Below are 17519 nucleotides of genomic sequence, written 5' to 3'. Positions count from 1 at the left end.
TTTGATTCGACCTTTCCATTCTTTGAGCAATCTAGTGGTATTTCAGACGCTGAAAAGTCTGAAGTACGAGATTATTTCACTGAACACTTTTTCACCCCATATACTGAACGTGTAGGCCAGTCACCGATTGATGCAGACACCTATTTCAAAGACTTCACTAAAAACCAATGGATACTGCAATACCATTACATCACCGCGAACCCTAACCCTATCGGTGAGAAGCAAAAAATGGAGAGCCCTAGCAACGAGTTCTCCTCGTATAGTGGCGCACACAGTGGCTATCACAATACATTTCTAGAATATTCTACAAAGCTAGGTTTTGGTGACGTCTACCTCATTGGCCCAGACGGCCGAATAAACTACTCATTAAAAAAAGGCTTTGAGCTAGGCACGAATATCATAAATGGGCCGTTCGCGAGCTCAGGATTAGGACGTGCGTTCAACGGTGCGCTGAATGCCGAACAAGGTCAATTAGTATTCGAGGACTTTAGCGCTTATACCCCCTTATTCGAAGCGCAAGCCGCGTTCATTGCCACGCCTATCGTTAAGTTCAAACGCGTACGTGGCGTTATCGCTGTTCAATTCCCTATCGACAAAATCGACCAAATCATGACAAATGGTCATGCATGGAAAGAAGTAGGGTTTGGTGAAACCGGCGAAGCCTATCTAGTAGGTTCTGACTCAAAGCTACGCAATACAATGCGTCTCAACGACGAAAACCCTGAGCGCTACTTCGAGCGCCTCCAAGCAAGCAGCATAGATAGCGACACGATTGATCAGATTAAATCTCTCGGTTCCGGAATCGGCTTACACACTATTGACACTACTGCGACACAGAATGCTCTTTCGGGCAAATCGGGCTTTGCTAGCATCACTCAACAAGATGGTCGAGAAGTGTTGTCTGCCTATGCTCCAATCAATGTTGAGGGTTTCAATTGGGCCATCATTAGCGAAATTGATAAAAACGAAGCCTTCTCAGCAGCATCTGCGCTTGCACAGGACTTAAGCGTAAGCCTTTTGTTACTTACCATCATTGTCGCAGCGCTTGCCGCCATACTTATTTGGTTTAGCGCTAATTTATTATTCAAGCCATTAGAAAATATGGGCGATAAAATGCATGACATTGCGCATGGCGATGCGACCTTATCTAGTCGTCTGAATGAAGACGGCGACAATGAAATATCCGGTTTTGCTAAAAGCTTTAATGTTTTCGTTGAAAAGCTTGCAACACTTGTTGAACGCACTGAAGAAACATCTCGATCCCTAAGCAGCCAAGCAAATCAATTGACTGACTTATCGCGAACAGGAAACCAACAAGCCATACAACAACGTCAACAGATTGAGAATATTCAGGCTGCGATCAGCCAAATTCTGGATAGTATTACTAGTAACGCCGAACGCGCAAATCTAGCGTCAGATGCTGCCAACGAGGCCAAGTCTAATTCTGAAAAAGGCAAAGCAGCGACGCAGCGGGCGGTCGAATCAATTCAAGATGTCGAGCAAGAGATTACAAACGCAGCAGAAGCTCTCGCAGGTGTAGAAAACGACACAAATGAGGTAGCAAGCCTACTCGCGGTGATTGATTCGATCTCCGAGCAGACCAATCTACTCGCACTTAACGCAGCAATTGAGGCTGCTCGAGCCGGCGAAAATGGCAGAGGGTTCGCTGTGGTCGCAGACGAAGTCCGCAGTCTGTCCCACAAAATTCAACATGAAACAGCAGCCATTACGACGACGGTTAACAATCTAAAAGTCGGAACAGAGAACGCAGTTGCCGTCATGCGTGCTAGTAAAGAAAGCAGCGAACGCAGCACTGAGTCATCCCAACTCGCCGGCAAATCACTTGATCAAGTTGTAGAATCGAGTGATTACATCGCCGGAATTAACCGAGAAATCAAATACAATACCAACATCAATACAAACTTAGCCAACGACATCAAAGAGAATGTCGACCAAACAGCGCAAATTACCTCTGAGTCAACGACGGCATCCCATCAAATCCAAGAGATTGGGAACGACATTGCGTCATTAGCATCTCAACTGCATGAACTTGTTGGCCAATTCTCTAACGAATCGAATAACCACTCTGAAGCACAAGAAATTTCGAAGTAATAATAACTACCCTCATTGTAATTTCTTGCAAAACTAAAACGCTACCTCTCTTGTTTTATCGTCGAAAACGAGTTTGAGACCACCTGAAAAACCCCACCACATAAGGCATTTATACAAACCATAAGAAAAAGTGATAGCCATAATGATAACATCGGCTTTTCTTATAAAGAGAATAATTTTCCCTATATAAGAAATAAAATTTCATATAAATCAGCAACTTAACCAAAAACTCGGAACTACGTCACACAGTCAATCCAATTAATTCGATGATCTCGATCGCTTGGTCAGGTTTTATCGAATAGTTCATCTCTAAAACCGCCATTACGATGCGCGCAACCATACCTTGTAGTAGAGGCATACATCGTGATTCAAACAGACATATTAATGATAGGCGGCGGCATCATGAGTGCAACGCTCGCAACATTAGTCTCGGAGCTAGACAACACTCGCTCTATGACACTTATCGAACAAGCGGAACGATTCGGTAACGAAAGTTCAGATGCATGGAACAATGCAGGGACTGGGCATGCTGGATATTGCGAACTCAATTATACACCGCAAAGTAACGATGGAAGCGTATCTCCTGATCGAGCACTCGCTATTAATGAGCAATTTGAAAACTCTCTACAATTTTGGAGTTCACTGACCCAAAAAGGTGTTTTCGCTCGCTCCGAAGACTTCATAAAGCAAGTACCACATTTGAGCTGGGTCAAAGGCGAGCAAGCCTCCAGATTTCTTGCTGAACGCCATCGTTCATTATCAAAGAACGCGTTATTCGACGGAATGGAATATTCCAATGATCCTTCTGAGCTAAATCAATGGCTGCCGCTGATTACTGCTGGTCGCTCAAGCAACGAATCGATGGCCGCGACGCGAGTCCAGCACGGCTCTGATGTTAACTTCGGCGCGCTTACGCGTATGTCGGCGGTACACTTATCCTCGCTAGAAAATGTCGATGTAAGGGTAAGTTCCCGCGTCGTAAACCTAGATAAACAAGGTGATCGCTGGCATGTCACAGTTCAGAACGTAAAGTCTGGTGAACGTACGGTATTTAATTCAGGTTTTGTATTCATTGGTGCTGGCGGCGCTAGCTTATCTTTACTGCAAAAATCTGGCGTCAAGGAAGCTAAAGGTTATGGAGGCTTCCCAGTCTCAGGTATTTGGTTAGCATGCCAAAACGAAGAGCTTGCGTTGTCTCACAACGCGAAGGTGTATAGCCAAGCTGAGGTAGGTGCACCACCTATGTCTGTCCCTCATTTAGATACACGTTACATTGATGGTAAGCCTGCACTACTGTTCGGACCATTTGCAGGCTTTACGACGAAATTTTTAAAACAAGGCAACATCCTAGATCTTATTCGTAGCGTGCGTTTAGACAATATTGCCAACCTTTTACACGTTGCTCGTAACAACTGGTCTCTTACGCAGTACTTAGTAAAAGAAGCACTCAGTTCACGTGACGCAAGACTTACTCACTTAAATGGGTTCTTACCACACGCTGATCATAGCGAATGGCAGTTACGCCGTGCTGGTCAGCGCGTGCAAATCATTAAAACAGGAGCACGAGGAAAAGGCTCTTTGGAATTTGGAACAGAAGTATTAGCAACCAAAGATCGCTCTTTGGCGGCACTTATGGGTGCCTCCCCAGGTGCGTCGACCTGTGTATCAGCAATGCTTGATGTCATTGAACGTTGTATGCCTGAACTGACTCAAGGCAGTCACTTAGTCACGCTTCAATCGCTAATTCCAAGTTACGGACACTCATTGAAAAACGATGCTCAACTCTTAGCAAATGTTAGAGCATTTACACATTCAACACTGGGCTTATCAGATTCAGTAAGCACAGTGCCAAGCTTTTTAGAATCAAACCCTCATATGGAGTCAACCTTATGTTGATCGGAATTCCGAAAGAATCTCAAGCACAAGAAAATCGCGTTGCGATTATTCCTGCTGGCGTGCCAGAACTGCTTGAGGCCGGTTACGAAGTTATCGTTGAACAAGGTGCTGGCGACGGCGCACACTTTACCGATGAAGAGTACCGCAATAGCGGTGCAATTATCGCTGATGATGCAGAGTCACTGTATCGACAAGCAAATATTGTCGTGAAGGTTCTCGCACCTACAGAAGAAGAAGCAAAGCTTCTTCGTCCTGAGTCGACATTGATCAGCATTATGGAGCCGTGGGATAACGTTCCACTAATTCAAAATCTTGCAGCACGCTCTATCGACTCGTTCGCCCTTGACCTTGTGCCACGTTCAACGCGTGCTCAATCTATGGACGTATTGAGCGCAATGGCTGGCATCAGTGGTTATCGCTCAGTATTGCGCGGCGCGATGTCTTTGCCTCGTTACTTCCCGATGCTAATGACGGCTGCGGGCACCATTCACCCTGCACGTGTTTTAGTGATCGGTGCAGGTGTTGCTGGCTTGATGGCAATCGCAACGGCACGTCGTTTAGGTGCTGTCGTTGAAGCATACGACTTACGCCCAGAAGTGAAAGAACAAGTCGAAAGTCTTGGCGCTGAGTTTATTGAGATCAAAGTTGAAGAATCAGACTCAGAGAAAAGCTCCGATAGCAATGGATATGCCACAGCAAAAACCGAAGCGTTCTACGAAGCTCAACGTTCGCAGCTAGGTGATTGTGTTGCTCGAGCGGACCTTGTCATCACAACTGCAGCGGTACCTGGAAAACCAGCACCTAAGCTCATCACGCGACAAATGATGCAGCGCATGAAGCGCGGCTCCGTCATTGTTGACCTTGCGGCAGCGCGAGGCGGTAATGCAGAGGGCACAGTCTTGAACGAAAAAATCGAGTTAGACGGCATTACCTTAGTCGGACACGTAAACCACCCTTCACGTGTGCCTGTGCATGCATCGCAGCTATTGAATCGAAACATTATCAACTTCATTAAGAACATGACCGAAGGTGGTCGCCTTGTTCCTAATCAAGAAGATGAAATTGTCACGGCAACTCAGGTGACTCGTGGCACTAGTATTTATTTTGAACCTGCTGAATCAAACCAAGAGGAGAATGCATAAATGGAAATGCTCGTTCTTAGCTTCACCATATTCATCTTGGCCTTATTCGTTGGCGTCGAGTTGATAAACAAAGTACCGCCAACCTTGCACACACCTCTGATGAGCGGCACCAACGCGATCTCTGGCATCGTTATCGTCGGTGCAATTGTTAGTGCTGGTACAAATCACTTGTCTCCCACTGTTGCAAGTGTTCTTGGTTTTATTGCTGTTACTCTCGCAAGCATCAACATCGTTGCAGGCTTCATGGTGACAGATCGTATGCTCAACATGTTTAAGCAAAAGGGCTAATGATGTTTGCTTTAGTCAATCTTTCTTACTTAACAGCGGCTGTGTTTTTTATCCTCGGCATAAAAGGCATGACCAAACCTAAAACGGCTGTACGCGGAAATCAGCTTTCAGCTATCGGCATGTTGATCGCAGTAACCGCAGCACTTCTTCACCACGACATCATTGGTTTCACTACGATCATTGCTGGTATTTTACTCGGCGGTTCAATTGGTGCATTGCTGGCAAAACGCACAGCAATGACGTCTATGCCAGAGCTTGTAGCAAGCCTTAACGGCGTTGGCGGCGGGGCATCTCTAGCAGTTGCTGGTAGCACATGGTTAACTGCAATCGCAGCAAATTCAGTGGTAACCGGCGTATGGTCAGCAGCCATCCTTGCTTCGATCGTCATCGGTGCAATAACGCTATCAGGATCAGTGGTCGCCGTTCTTAAGCTAAAAGGAACTATCGGTGACAGTAAGCGCGCAAGACAATGGCAGCTTATTACAGTAGCGAGCCTCGTGGGTATTCTTGCATGCGCAAGCATGATGTTTGGTGAAGGCCAACTGTCTAGCCTTGTACTACTCGCTATTGTCGGCCTCTGCTTGTTTCTAGGTGTCGGTCTAGTACAACCAATTGGTGGTGCCGATATGCCAGTTGTTGTTGCGCTACTTAACGCCTACTCAGGTCTTGCTGGCGCAGCGACCGGTTTCGTGTTGGAAAACCAAGGCTTGATCATCACTGGTTCTCTAGTTGGCGCGTCTGGTCTTATCCTGACTGCAGTAATGTGTAAAGCCATGAACCGTTCACTACCAAACGTTCTCTTTGGTGGTGCATTTGGGCCGCAGGCTGATACGCAGTCGAAGTCAAACGACAGCGAGTTTTATGACGGCAAAGTGAAATACGCAACGCCAGATGACCTTGCACTACTCTTAGACGGTGCGCGCAGCGTTGTGATGGTTCCAGGCTATGGACTTGCGGTTGCCCAAGCGCAACACGCAGTGAAAGAGCTTGCTAACCAGCTTGAAGCACGTGGAGCTAAAGTCAGCTATGCAATACACCCTGTTGCTGGACGTATGCCTGGCCACATGAACGTATTGTTGGCAGAAGCTGAGATACCATATGATCAACTAAAAGACATGGATACCATCAATCCTGAGCTTCCTCAGGCTGATGTGGCAATCGTACTTGGCGCAAATGATGTTGTTAACCCAGCTGCAGCTGAGGATCCAAATTCGCCTATCTTCGGAATGCCTATTCTCGATGTGCATAAAGCGAAGACCGTCGTTAACGTTAAGCGAAGCTTGTCTCCGGGCTTTGCCGGCATACCAAACAGCCTATTCATTCGTGACAATAGCTTGATGGTAAAAGGCGACGCAAAAGAAGTCCTTCAAGCAACGACCTCAGCGATCAAAGAGCTCTAAACAAAGCTTAGTTATAGAAAGTCCAAAACCGCACTTCGGAGCTTCTGAAGTGCGGTTTTTTTATTTACGCACCGCAGCTTTTTCGTCATATCAGGCCACCTTCAAACTAATCACAAACATTCCGTCATTTCATACAATTTTGTCTCCATGTTTTTCCTTACATTGGCCGGGTTGAATAATTTTCATACAACAATAAAAGGAGAGATCATGTTCAACTTAAAAATAACAGCTAAACGATCATTGCTCGCAGTCGCGGGTTCTTTAGGTATTAGCTCTATGGCGTTTGGAGATGCGCACAGCGGTTATGTTGCGCCTATCGATTTACCAACAGCACCAGTTAACACCTGTAAATGGTATCAACCCGTATGTCATGTCGCGTACGACATTGAGTACGCGGGCTACCTTATCGAAAAAGCTAATGTGAATGCCATTAACTACGACAATCGCTACAACACGCAGTATCCGATTGTGTTAGTTCACGGCGTGTCTGAATTCGACAAAATTATCGGAGTTGTCGAGTATTTCCAGAATATTCCAGCAGTTTTGCGCTCAGGAAACGCAGTTGTATATACGCCAAATGTAACCGCATGGGATACCGCACAAGAACGTGGTGAGCAGCTATTAGGCTACATCAATAATACGGTATTGCCAGAAACAGGCGCATCAAAAGTACACTTGATCGGTCACAGCTTAGGCTCACCAACATCACGCTATGTTGCAGCAGTCAGCCCTGATATTGTGTCATCTGTGACATCAGTAAACGGCATCAACTATGGCTCTGGGTTTGCGGATTGGGGTGTCGACAACATTATTGGTGGACCGCTTGAAGGCATAGCGGCAGATTTGTTGAACTTAACCGGAGACGTACTCGACGCACTCGCAGGTAATCCTGAATATGCCAGTGACGCGCTAGAAACCGTTAAGTTTATGTCTTCTGAAGGCGCATTAGCTTTCACAGAAGAGTTTCCTGACGGAGAGCCAACAACTTATTGTGGTAACGGCGCCAACCTTGTTAACGGCATTCATTACTACTCATGGGGAAGTATTGGCACAACCACAAATATCGCAGACATAAGTGATGCTTTATTCGTGCTTACTGACGCATTGGGTTACTACAATGGCGAACAGACAGATGGCTTAGTTGCTAAATGCTCGCAACGTTGGGGTGAGAACATTCGTGACGATTGCTGGATGAACCATTTAGATGCTACGAATATGCTATTTGGTCTGAGTAATCTTTTAGAGACTGATCCTAAGACGCTATACAAAAACCACGCTGATCGTTTCCGAGACATGGGTTTGTAATAGCAATTGCTGTACTAATTGAGGTCAGTTTTTCTATCGAAATACCTGACCTCTCTTAAATTAGAAAACCGCTAATGGGTGACCAGAAGCGGCTTTTTTATAGTCTTAATATAAGATAAAACTGGGGTTGAAGGCGGACGAGATCAGATTAATGTGCAACTATTTGGCTGGAATGCCTAAGAAAATTAAACAAGAATAAACGGCTCAGATTTCTCTATCGGCCATTTTATCTAAGGTCGCTAAGCGCTTGCGCTCATTCACATCAAACATAGATGCTTGCAAGGCCTGAATTTCTAATTGCTTATCAGAATCTGACAAACCATTGGTATTCAATACTAATTCCCTTTTTTGCCGATACTCAGCAAAACGTGCATCCCAAGCAGATTGCTTTTGATCTGCTTCAGCAAATCGTTGAACAGTTTTCTCGTCATATACTCTACGACGCAGTTCATGAAGCTCTTGTGCTGTAGCTCCGGCTTCCTTAGCAGCTTGTATTCTTTTCCTGTCACGATCGAGCTGCTTTAGATTCTGTTCTTGCTCGGGCAAGAGGCCTTCAAGATCAACCAAACTTCCTGACCGAACGCTATCCTCTCTCGCATCTCGTTTACGCTGTAATACCGCGGCAGTGTATGCGTCTAGCGCATCTTCTTCAGCAAAAAACGCCTCGTAAACATCTGCGCTTAAGCTATTCATTCGTGCATCACGACGGTATTCAAATAGGGTTAAGTAGTCATGTCCAGACGGGGCAACAAGATTGTTGCCAGCGACAATCCCCTCTAAATCAATTAGAGCCTCTTTATACAAAATATACTCAGCCAAAACACCAATCGCCTGAGAGCGTGCTGGCTCTTCGAGGTGTCTAGTAAAATACTCTTCGATGCGCCCGATAATAGTTTCGATTGGCTCTTCACCAAACGCTGCTAAAAAGTAATCGATCATAGATTTTAAAGAAGGGGTGACGACTAAGTCTCCGTCATCCGTCAGCGCAAAATAACCGGGTATGCTTGTGCCACGTAAGGAATTTGCTAAAGGTCCGTAAGCTGACGAATATGTGTCGCCCTGCTCATTCGGATAAATTTCATGGATTTCTGTAGATTCATTCAAAGGAGTTTGAATATTCTTGCGCTTCTCAGCGAGATACGCATTAGAGTTTGGCGTATCTTCAAGCTGAGATCCAAGATCCGAAGACTGCTTGTCTGACATAAGGAATGTCGCACCAAGTAGCACTCCTACACTCGCCAAACCAGCACTCATCGCTAGCCTTTTTTTCATATCCAAATGACCTTTAGCGACTCAAATTAATCAATTAGTGTTTCGTTTAATTCGAATTTGGGCGAAGCACTTCGTTCTTGTTCAGGCAATATAACGTGAAGCTGCTTTGTTTGACCAAAAATCTGCGACGGATTCATTCCTAACATCGACCGAAAACTTTTGTTGAAGTGAGAAGAATCAGTAAAGCCTGCTTCAGCCGCAGCATCGGTCAATGTCATCCCTGCCCCCACATTTTCCGTAGTCTTATACAAACGGCACCAAAGTCTATAGCGCCTAATGGGTATGCCCGTCTGCTTTTTAAAAAGTTCCATCAACCTCGATTGAGATAAGTTTGCAACATTAGCGAGATCAGAAAGGGATAGGTTTTCACTTATAGTTGACTGAATATGTTCGATAACACTCTTAATTCGTTTATCAAGCCAATAATTATGCTCAACACCAATAATTTCGTTGGTTCGCAGAATGAGCGATAGGGAATGAAGAATTTCCTGAGAATCAAAGGGCGCGGAACTCAACTCTAGAAAACAATTGATATAAATATCTTCGCTCTCAGCATCATAAAACGCGGTACCTTCGTTAGCATTCATCAAACTAGAAAGTAATCGATAGTCTTTTCCCAATGGATCTAAAGTGCAATTTGCAAAAAGCTCACCCTGCGTATCGATAATGACTGGCATACCCGCTGGAAGAAGCAAAGTTCTGCACTCGATTGGCTGAGTCATCTCACTGGTAATAAACCGAATGGGTTTATGCAAACCAAACATCAGTGTTGCAGCGCCAGTAGAGATATCTAGCGGATCAGTAAGTCGACCGATAAGGAGAGTACGTTGTTCCCACAAATAAAGTAGCGGACTTGCGCTCGTCGATTCCATGCCAAAGTTCTTCCTTCATTTTGCTTATTTTTATAGGATTGCAAACAGCACCGACCAATATAGAGCTAATACTCTAATACTGTCATATCTTAGAAATAATCTCAGGAAGACGTGTTCAAAATGTGCGCAGGATTAAGCAATTAAAAATCCAAGAAACAAACCGTGAGTTCATACAAGCATCTTGAAAACAAATAACTTACCGCCCTCTTCTACCTAACCAGTTGCGACAGCGGCACCCATTAATTTTATTATTTTTCTATGAACGTTTTCAGGTTGTTCAAAGCAGCTTGATAAGAACGAGCACCTATTCTCTCAACTAAACCACTGAGCAAAGATAAAGAACGGTGGACACGGAGACCGATACGATATTTTACTTCAACCTCTTTCTCCATTTGCTGAATTGAAAACTCTTCCACTAATTCATCTGCATATGGAATAGAAACAGCTGAGACACGATATGCCACCTTTTGATTAGGCTGAGTAATCAAAAACTCTTCCCTAAACAGAATAAAATAATTCAGGGTTACAATCCGAGATAAGCATCCTGCCTCCTCCAATAACGCAGTTGCACTCGTCATCCCAGGAAACCAATGAGGCCAGGTATTCGGATTAATTAGCGCGTCATAAACGCTCTTTGCGTCTGAGCTAATGCGAATAGAATAAGACAGCTTGATTGGCGCAGATTCTAAAAACGAGATATCCGCCGCCTTACATTGAAATTTCATACTCTGCACCAATCCTTTTTATTGTGGTGTTTTGTGCCTATACGCTACCAGAGTAGATCAATCGGCAGCAAACCTTCTAACCATAAAGCACGCCCAAACAATTCAACGGACGAGAATTACAAAACATACTGTGCTACTTTAAAAGTATTTTAGCTATAAAAAGTGAGAAAAATCATGCTTGATTAATTCACTTTGTTTCTTTTTTTTCGTTATTCTGGTGTGCTGTTATGGCGTGATCATCATTCACGATATTCCAGACGAGATTGCCTACCATCGGAACCACCCCACCAAGATGCCATTCATGTATCAGGCTGGGGCAGCTTATTCACACTGCATGTCATCTGGCCTTTTTTTGTGGATTTGGGCAACGCTATACAACGAAGAAACCGGATGGGGGATCAAATCAAACAACCATCGAATACCGAACTCAGAAGACGAAATATCGGAGTTAAAGAAAACAATTTCGTCGCTCACTTCGTCAGATAAAGGAGATCATTAATGGATATCCTAATTATTATGACCTATACAGCAATCTGCATCGCTATATCCAAGATTTTCAAAATCCCAATGAATAAGTGGACCGTTCCAACAGCGGTGTTAGGTGGTATTGCAATTGTCGCGACTCTGATGATGGTCATGAATTACAATCACCCGTACGCGAAGTACGCTAAAGAAGCATTTGTCACGGTCCCTATCGTTCCCCAAGTCTCTGGAATTGTCGAAACCGTCAACATCACCCCAAATGTTGCCGTTAAACAAGGCAACATCCTGTACACAATTGAAAACAGCGCTCAACAAATTGCCCTTAAAAAAGCCGAGGCAGCTTTAGCCGACGCTTAAAGTAGTGTCTCGCAAAAAGACGCAGCGCTAGAAAGTGCTAAAGCCGTGACACAGAAGGCAAAGGCAAATTTTGAGCGAGCACAAACTACCTACTTGCGCTTCAAAACAGGCCACGAATCGACAGGCTCCGCATCCCCTTTTTCACAACAAGTCGATAACCGAAAGAAATTATTTGAAGAAGCAAAAGCGGCATATCACCCAGCGCAAGCTGATGAGAAGCGCCAAGAACTGATTGCAGAGTCGATAATAGCCGGCGAGAATACAATTGTTGCACAGCTCATTGAAGCTAGAAACCGTGCACAACTTGACTTGGACCGTACAATCATTAGAGCACCGTCAGATGGCACTCCAGTACAAGTAGGCATTCGCCGGGGCACATTTGCAGCAGCACTACCCTTGCGCCCAGCAATGTCTTTCATACCTACAGAAAAAAGACGTATCGCTGCCAGATTTTGGCAAAACTCACTCCTACGCATGAAAGTTGGCTTAGAGGCTGAAGTAATATTAGATGCAGTGTCTGGTCATGTATTTGAAGGCAAGCTTGTGGATTTACAACCAGCGATGGCAGAAGGTGAATTCCAAGCAGGAGGCGCACTCATAGCGACAAACAGAATAGCGCAACCTGGTTTTGCTATCGGAATTATAGAATTTGAAGAAGATCTTAATGACTATAACCTGCCTCTTGGCATTCAAGGACAGGCCGTCGCCCTAAATTATGAAGATTACTAAATGCACGTATCAGCCATTCGAAGGATTTTGCTCTGAATGCTGGGCTGGCTGAAATACGTATATCCGATTAAATAAATACCGGGGCTTCAATACGATAAAGCGATTGAAGCCCTTTACTTCTCGACAACCGTTAATACTCTGAAGCAGGCTGTATAAAGTCACTGAACAAACCATCAACGACGTATTCCAATCGCTTCTGAGCCTCTTCATCCGATCGTTCCTGCATAAGATTCCCGACTACTCCACCAGCCCATACTGGGGTTTGTGTCGCCATATCAACCGCAACGATACGAAGGCCAATCGCAGGCTTGTCACCGAGTAATTTAAGCTGCTTCATTGTCTCGTTAGGAATTTCAGGAATATCGGTCACAACGCCAACAGTATACGCAATCCCAAGCTCACGTGATTGCGCTAATTGCGAAAAGCCAAGCTCTCGCATTTTTTTATTCACTAGGTATTCAAACTCTAGACCTCCATTAAATCCCCGAGAATGAATTTTGTGTCCAGGATCAATCATTAAAGCGGTCGACCCTATCCAACTGTAAGTTTTGTAGCCCGCCAGATTTGCTCTTGGATGCTTCTCGGTTTCCAAACTTATATCTTTCACTAGCTCCTGATTCACTGCGCAGCCGCTAAGTGCTGCGACCAAACACGCTATACCTAAGCTGATTAACTTATTCATACACTCTCCGATTTATCCAAGACTTAAATTCCGGAGAACATCCGTCATGAAACAATAAATTTAACAGTACGATGTATATAGTATGAAAGTCAGCAATTGCACTGTATAAACCAATTTTGATTTATGGATCGAAAATCATTTATGAAAAAATCAATTTACGCAGCGACGCTATTCACTCTGTTAGCAACGAACATTCTCTCAATCACCAGTTCTAAGTTTTACGACCTGTTAGCGAGTGCTATGACCCACATCCCGATATCTAACCTGATGCGAGATAGTAAATCAGCGCAAGCAAAATTGATAAAACAAGAGAATAAGAAACTTAAAACAGAAAACGCGAAGGTTAAAAAGCAACAAGCGCGAATCAAAGCCAATGCAAAACACGCCAGAGCAATCAGCTCGCGCGCTAAAACCCGAATAGCGAAAAATATAACCGCCAACACCGCAGCATTAGTACCTTCATCGGTTCCAATCATCGGCATTGCAGCTAATGTCGCTATGACAAGCTCCGACGTAATAACCGGCTGTCAAACAATGAACGAACTTGACGCACTTGAGTCGCTATTAACATTAGATGAGCCAGTTAGTGAAATCGATAAACTATGCGGGATAGAACTACCCTCAACAGAACAAGTAACCAAAGAAGCCCTCATCATGCTCAAGGAATATTCATCGAGGACGGAGCAATCATTCGATGAAACGATAGACAAACTGATGAAGTATTTATTTTCAGATAACTGAGAAATTAAAAACTAAGCATTAACGCAAATAACGAAGAGTTTTATCAGTTAAGCAACTTAGATGGAGGCATTCGACTTCAATGAAAAATGGCGGTGAGCCAGGGATTCAAACGCTGAAACTGAGGGCTTATACAGCCATTTAGAGTGATAAATCAATAACTTACAAAGTATGCGTTCCGACAAATTAAGTCAAAACACGTCAATTTTGACACCGAAACCTTCCTCTAAAAACTTAAAAATCAGAGGCTTTTGCCAAATAAAGACCAGTCAATATGTTCGAACAAAAAGACCTAATCATGCGCCGAGTAGTTGTTTATAAAAAACGATCAACAAAAGAGTGCCCCCCTTAATTAGTATATCGATGAGTGTTTCAGGGACACTCTCTGAGTAACAATTAGCCCACAAGCACCTCTTCACTGGCGCTGATGATTATTTGTTCATCACTATCAGGATAAAGCTGACAATCACAGACAGGCTCCATCAACGCCATAGCATTCTCCTCCTCAACCATTACTATATCACTATCGATGAGCTGCAAATCGGTCTCGTCCTGCTGGCTTAATTTAATGGTCGCAGATACCTCAAGTTCCGCAACCACTTGCTCAGGTAAGATAATTTTCAGATCCGCCACCTGCTCTGCATGGGCCTGCTCTATAGTCAAAACGCCGTCAACCCACTTACCATCAGAGGCTATCGCCTCCTCTGGCAAACCTTCGATTTGCAAAGTCTGGCCCGGATTAAGAGCGGCATCTTCAGTTGCATAATTCAAACCTAGCGCATCTAAACTTAGTTCTACCATATTGATTGCGGTGTTATCTGCACTGTATTCGGCCAGATTCTCAGACACATGTTGCAATGCTTGGGCAGGCTCCACCGGCTGGAAACCCTTTTCGACCAACATCACATTAACCTCATTAAGCGATAGGAGGGCCAAATCAGCATCATTCAAGGCAAACGCCTGTCGAGTCTCTGCCTCGATAACGATCCCATCATCTGGCAGCTGGTTGCTATCAATAGACTGCAAGAACACCGCCATATTAGTCAAGTAATCACTGCTTGCGACAGCACCGTTAACCGGTTGGAAATCAGTCAGAAAAATTGCTCTGCCTTGAACATTTGCCGCTATTAACTCACCAATCACTACCGCGCCAACGCTAAACCGAATGGTATCGCGCTGATCAAAGCTAATAATACCCTCTGCGTCGGTGACACCTCTTGCACCCGAGCTAGTCTCATACTCAAGACCAACGAGGATGTCGTCAATCACTTGCGAAACTTGAGTTGTCGCTGTATCTCCAGAGGCGATATTAGTCGCGTTAACGCTAGCGCTTACCGTAACATTGACATTGGCAGCATGCTCTATAGTCATGGAGCGGCTAACACCTGCACTGACTGCGATGTCAAAATCACTGCCATCACTCACCGCCAAAGTAGTGTTGCCTTCTAACAACTCGACACCACTGGGAAAGCCTGAGAAGGTCACTGGTGATAAGCTCTCACTGCCATCATCGGTAGCCAAATCCGCCATTAGTGACAAACTCCTTGTCATCGTTACAGTGTCAGAGGTATCTTGAACAAGTGTCTCTATGTTGTTATAGATTAGGTTACCGCCTCCAACAAATGTCACAGAACCCGAGGTTGTACCACTAGGAGCGAGACTTTGGACAGCGGACATGTTCAGCATCAACGTATCACCGGAGCCACCGCCGCCGTCAACAGAGACGTTCTGCGCATTCCCCCAACCTTGTACATAAATCAAGTCATTACCATTAAACGTTGACACACCGCCGGCGTTGTTTTGCGTACCCGTGATTATCACATAATCGGCATTATTAGTGCCTTGAACGTTGCTATTCATCTGGATAACACCTTGATGAATAAGGTTTAAATTATCGATCTCGATGCTGCCAACTGCAGATATTTGTTCATCACCCAAGGTAAAGTTTAACGTTGGTGCTAGAGCATCTTCATCAGCTTCCACTGATATGGTCAAGGTTGTCGTCGCACTATTGCTATCGACTTGGCTGCTATCGTCTGGGTCAACATCTTCGTTGTATACCGTTATTTGCAGATCAATATCACCCTCGTAATCCGCCGCTGGCGTAATACTGAGGTCTGCAACGTCCTCTGCTGTCAACGTCCATACTCCTGTACCATTATCAGTACCTGCTGATAACGTTGCGTCCAGTGGCACACCACTGATCGTGTACCCAGTAATTGACTCAGACCCATCGTTATCCGTCAGGCTAGAGGTAATATCAAGAGCGATGGAGGCGTCGTCTACCTCAGTGATTTCCACACCATCTATTTCAAGATATGCCAACTCAGCTGCACCCGGATTGGCTATCTCAAAAATGATTTCATAACTACCAGATTCTGGCGCAGTAAAGGTCATAGTTTGCATATCCCAAGATGCAGGCGCGCTAATAACCGAACTTGAACCTATAAGAGTATTTACGCCATTTGGACCTGTATAACTCACTTTTATATAAGCATTGTTTTCAAACATGAGGTGGCCCGTCTGCAACCCAAAACTAGCCTGTTCAAAACTAATCATGTAGTCCTGATTTGCTGCTAGAGATACGGTTTGAGAGATACCCTCTTTGAAATCTTCCATGATGCCCATACCAACCCAAGTTCCTCCATTGCCAGAGACTATAGGTGTGTTGATCCAGCTACCGGAAGCGGCACCTCCTGCAGCATTATCTTCATCATTAACATCTGGTGAACCAAATTCAGTAGACCAACCAGAGAGATTCATTCCGTCAAGGAACCCATTAACTGGCGTACCTTGTAAATCTCCGTTAGTAAATAAATTTTGTCCAGTTGCAGCGCCACTTGAAACGCCGTCAGAAGCCGCCGCCACAATAGGCGTATCGGCAACCGCCTCGACGGTAACCTCTACCGAACCATTATAAACTTGACTAGCACCACTCTGTGTGAACGTTACTTCAGTCGTTAATGTAAAGTCATCGCTGGAATGTTCGACTGGCGTAAGGCTCAAACCGTCAAGATCAGCAGGATCCACTGTCCAGGTGCCATCACCGTTGTTCGTACCCGCTGACAAAATCGCTCCGGTTGGCACGCCACCGATCGTGACACTGCTGATCGTTTCAGTGCTATCAACAGCGGTTAATGGACCCAGTTCAAGATCGACCTCAGTATCCTCTAACGTGCTTACCGTTCCTGTTAATGGATTGCCATCCGCGCTCGGGTTCGTTGGATCGATTGGATCAGTCGGATCGACTGGGTCAACCGGGTTCGGGCCATCAATAACCGGATTAATTGTTACAGTCATTGACGTCGTTGCACTATTGCTATCGACTTGGCTGCTATCATCGGGATCAACATCTTCATTATGAATCGTGACCTGCAGAACGATATCGCTTAGATGGCCTATTGCTGGCGTGATCGTGAGACCGGCAAGCTCAGCGGCTGTCAACGTCCAGCTACCATCTCCATTGTCAGTGCCAGCAGATAACGTAGCATCTAACGGCACATCGCTGATGGTGTAAC

At 44.9% G+C, this 17519-nt stretch carries 14 protein-coding genes and 2 pseudogenes; 11 read left to right on the top strand and 5 right to left on the bottom strand.

Translation table 11 applies throughout. The annotated features are described in order from the left end of the window. From A3738_RS20890 to A3738_RS20865, 6 genes are all read left to right on the top strand, one after another. Positions 1-2112, top strand: a 2112-nt coding sequence (locus A3738_RS20890; RefSeq protein WP_068763826.1) for a methyl-accepting chemotaxis protein, incomplete at its 5' end; no start/stop codon positions are given. 363 nt (positions 2113-2475) lie between these two features. Then, the gene (gene mqo / locus A3738_RS20885) at positions 2476-4008 is read left to right on the top strand and encodes a malate dehydrogenase (quinone) (protein WP_255376191.1); all 1533 of its coding nucleotides are present in this window, start codon (positions 2476-2478) and stop codon (positions 4006-4008) included. Next, positions 4002-5150, top strand: coding sequence for a Re/Si-specific NAD(P)(+) transhydrogenase subunit alpha (locus tag A3738_RS20880; protein ID WP_068473597.1), 1149 nt, complete (start codon positions 4002-4004; stop codon positions 5148-5150). The genes mqo and A3738_RS20880 overlap by 7 nt, the downstream gene beginning before the upstream one ends. Beyond that, the gene (locus tag A3738_RS20875) at positions 5151-5438 is read left to right on the top strand and encodes an NAD(P) transhydrogenase subunit alpha (RefSeq protein ID WP_068474346.1); all 288 of its coding nucleotides are present in this window, start codon (positions 5151-5153) and stop codon (positions 5436-5438) included. Positions 5439-5440: 2 nt separating this feature from the next. Then, positions 5441-6838, top strand: a complete 1398-nt coding sequence (locus A3738_RS20870; RefSeq protein ID WP_082878625.1) for an NAD(P)(+) transhydrogenase (Re/Si-specific) subunit beta — start codon at positions 5441-5443, stop codon at positions 6836-6838. 207 nt (positions 6839-7045) lie between these two features. After that, positions 7046-8143 (top strand): triacylglycerol lipase, encoded by a 1098-nt coding sequence (locus tag A3738_RS20865; protein WP_082878624.1) that lies wholly within the window; start codon positions 7046-7048, stop codon positions 8141-8143. A 204-nt stretch (positions 8144-8347) separates the two neighbouring features. On the opposite strand, the gene A3738_RS20860 is transcribed toward A3738_RS20865, so the two are convergent. The 3 genes from A3738_RS20860 to A3738_RS20850 form a co-directional block, all read right to left on the bottom strand. Next, on the bottom strand, positions 8348-9415 hold the full coding sequence (locus tag A3738_RS20860) for a lipase secretion chaperone (protein ID WP_068474342.1): 1068 nt from the start codon (positions 9413-9415) through the stop codon (positions 8348-8350). A 26-nt stretch (positions 9416-9441) separates the two neighbouring features. Continuing rightward, positions 9442-10287, bottom strand: coding sequence for a helix-turn-helix transcriptional regulator (locus A3738_RS20855; RefSeq protein WP_068474340.1), 846 nt, complete (start codon positions 10285-10287; stop codon positions 9442-9444). Between the two features lie 248 nt (positions 10288-10535). After that, a complete protein-coding gene (locus tag A3738_RS20850; protein WP_068474332.1) occupies positions 10536-11012 on the bottom strand; it encodes a hypothetical protein in 477 nt (158 codons plus the stop codon). Between the two features lie 217 nt (positions 11013-11229). Between A3738_RS20850 and A3738_RS32690 the strand changes: the two are divergent. The 4 genes and pseudogenes from A3738_RS32690 to A3738_RS31345 form a co-directional block, all read left to right on the top strand. After that, positions 11230-11355: pseudogene (locus tag A3738_RS32690) on the top strand (hypothetical protein); the annotation flags it as partial. After that, positions 11310-11498, top strand: coding sequence for a hypothetical protein (locus tag A3738_RS29515; RefSeq protein ID WP_369819824.1), 189 nt, complete (start codon positions 11310-11312; stop codon positions 11496-11498). The pseudogene A3738_RS32690 and the gene A3738_RS29515, both read left to right, overlap by 46 nt. Positions 11499-11510: 12 nt before the next feature. Continuing rightward, complete coding sequence (locus tag A3738_RS31350; protein ID WP_197472594.1) at positions 11511-11852, top strand: biotin/lipoyl-binding protein; 342 nt, start codon at positions 11511-11513, stop codon at positions 11850-11852. A gap of 45 nt (positions 11853-11897) precedes the next feature. Next, complete coding sequence (locus A3738_RS31345; RefSeq protein WP_197472593.1) at positions 11898-12581, top strand: HlyD family secretion protein; 684 nt, start codon at positions 11898-11900, stop codon at positions 12579-12581. A 130-nt stretch (positions 12582-12711) separates the two neighbouring features. On the opposite strand, the gene A3738_RS20840 is transcribed toward A3738_RS31345, so the two are convergent. Beyond that, positions 12712-13263, bottom strand: coding sequence for a DUF4136 domain-containing protein (locus A3738_RS20840; RefSeq protein WP_068474330.1), 552 nt, complete (start codon positions 13261-13263; stop codon positions 12712-12714). A 141-nt stretch (positions 13264-13404) separates the two neighbouring features. Here A3738_RS20840 and A3738_RS20835 point away from each other — a divergent pair, with 141 nt between their 5' ends. After that, positions 13405-14004, top strand: a complete 600-nt coding sequence (locus A3738_RS20835; protein WP_156502858.1) for a hypothetical protein — start codon at positions 13405-13407, stop codon at positions 14002-14004. 393 nt (positions 14005-14397) lie between these two features. On the opposite strand, the pseudogene A3738_RS31340 reads toward A3738_RS20835, so the two are convergent. Beyond that, positions 14398-17519 (bottom strand): annotated as a pseudogene (locus A3738_RS31340) (hypothetical protein); the annotation flags it as partial.

The organism is Oleiphilus sp. HI0066, assembly GCF_001635725.1.
This window is presented reverse-complemented; position numbering and strand designations above follow the sequence as displayed.

Excerpts from the sequence above, each read along its gene's own strand:
- A3738_RS20850 (WP_068474332.1), bottom strand. The coding sequence starts at position 11,012 with ATGAAATTTCAATGTAAGGCGGCGGATATCTCGTTTTTAGAATCTGCG.
- A3738_RS20880 (WP_068473597.1), top strand. The coding sequence starts at position 4,002 with ATGTTGATCGGAATTCCGAAAGAATCTCAAGCACAAGAAAATCGCGTT.
- A3738_RS31350 (WP_197472594.1), top strand. The coding sequence starts at position 11,511 with ATGGATATCCTAATTATTATGACCTATACAGCAATCTGCATCGCTATA.
- A3738_RS20865 (WP_082878624.1), top strand. The coding sequence starts at position 7,046 with ATGTTCAACTTAAAAATAACAGCTAAACGATCATTGCTCGCAGTCGCG.
- A3738_RS20840 (WP_068474330.1), bottom strand. The coding sequence starts at position 13,263 with ATGAATAAGTTAATCAGCTTAGGTATAGCGTGTTTGGTCGCAGCACTT.
- A3738_RS20875 (WP_068474346.1), top strand. The coding sequence starts at position 5,151 with ATGGAAATGCTCGTTCTTAGCTTCACCATATTCATCTTGGCCTTATTC.
- A3738_RS20870 (WP_082878625.1), top strand. The coding sequence starts at position 5,441 with ATGTTTGCTTTAGTCAATCTTTCTTACTTAACAGCGGCTGTGTTTTTT.
- A3738_RS20835 (WP_156502858.1), top strand. The coding sequence starts at position 13,405 with ATGAAAAAATCAATTTACGCAGCGACGCTATTCACTCTGTTAGCAACG.
- A3738_RS20855 (WP_068474340.1), bottom strand. The coding sequence starts at position 10,287 with ATGGAATCGACGAGCGCAAGTCCGCTACTTTATTTGTGGGAACAACGT.
- A3738_RS20860 (WP_068474342.1), bottom strand. The coding sequence starts at position 9,415 with ATGAAAAAAAGGCTAGCGATGAGTGCTGGTTTGGCGAGTGTAGGAGTG.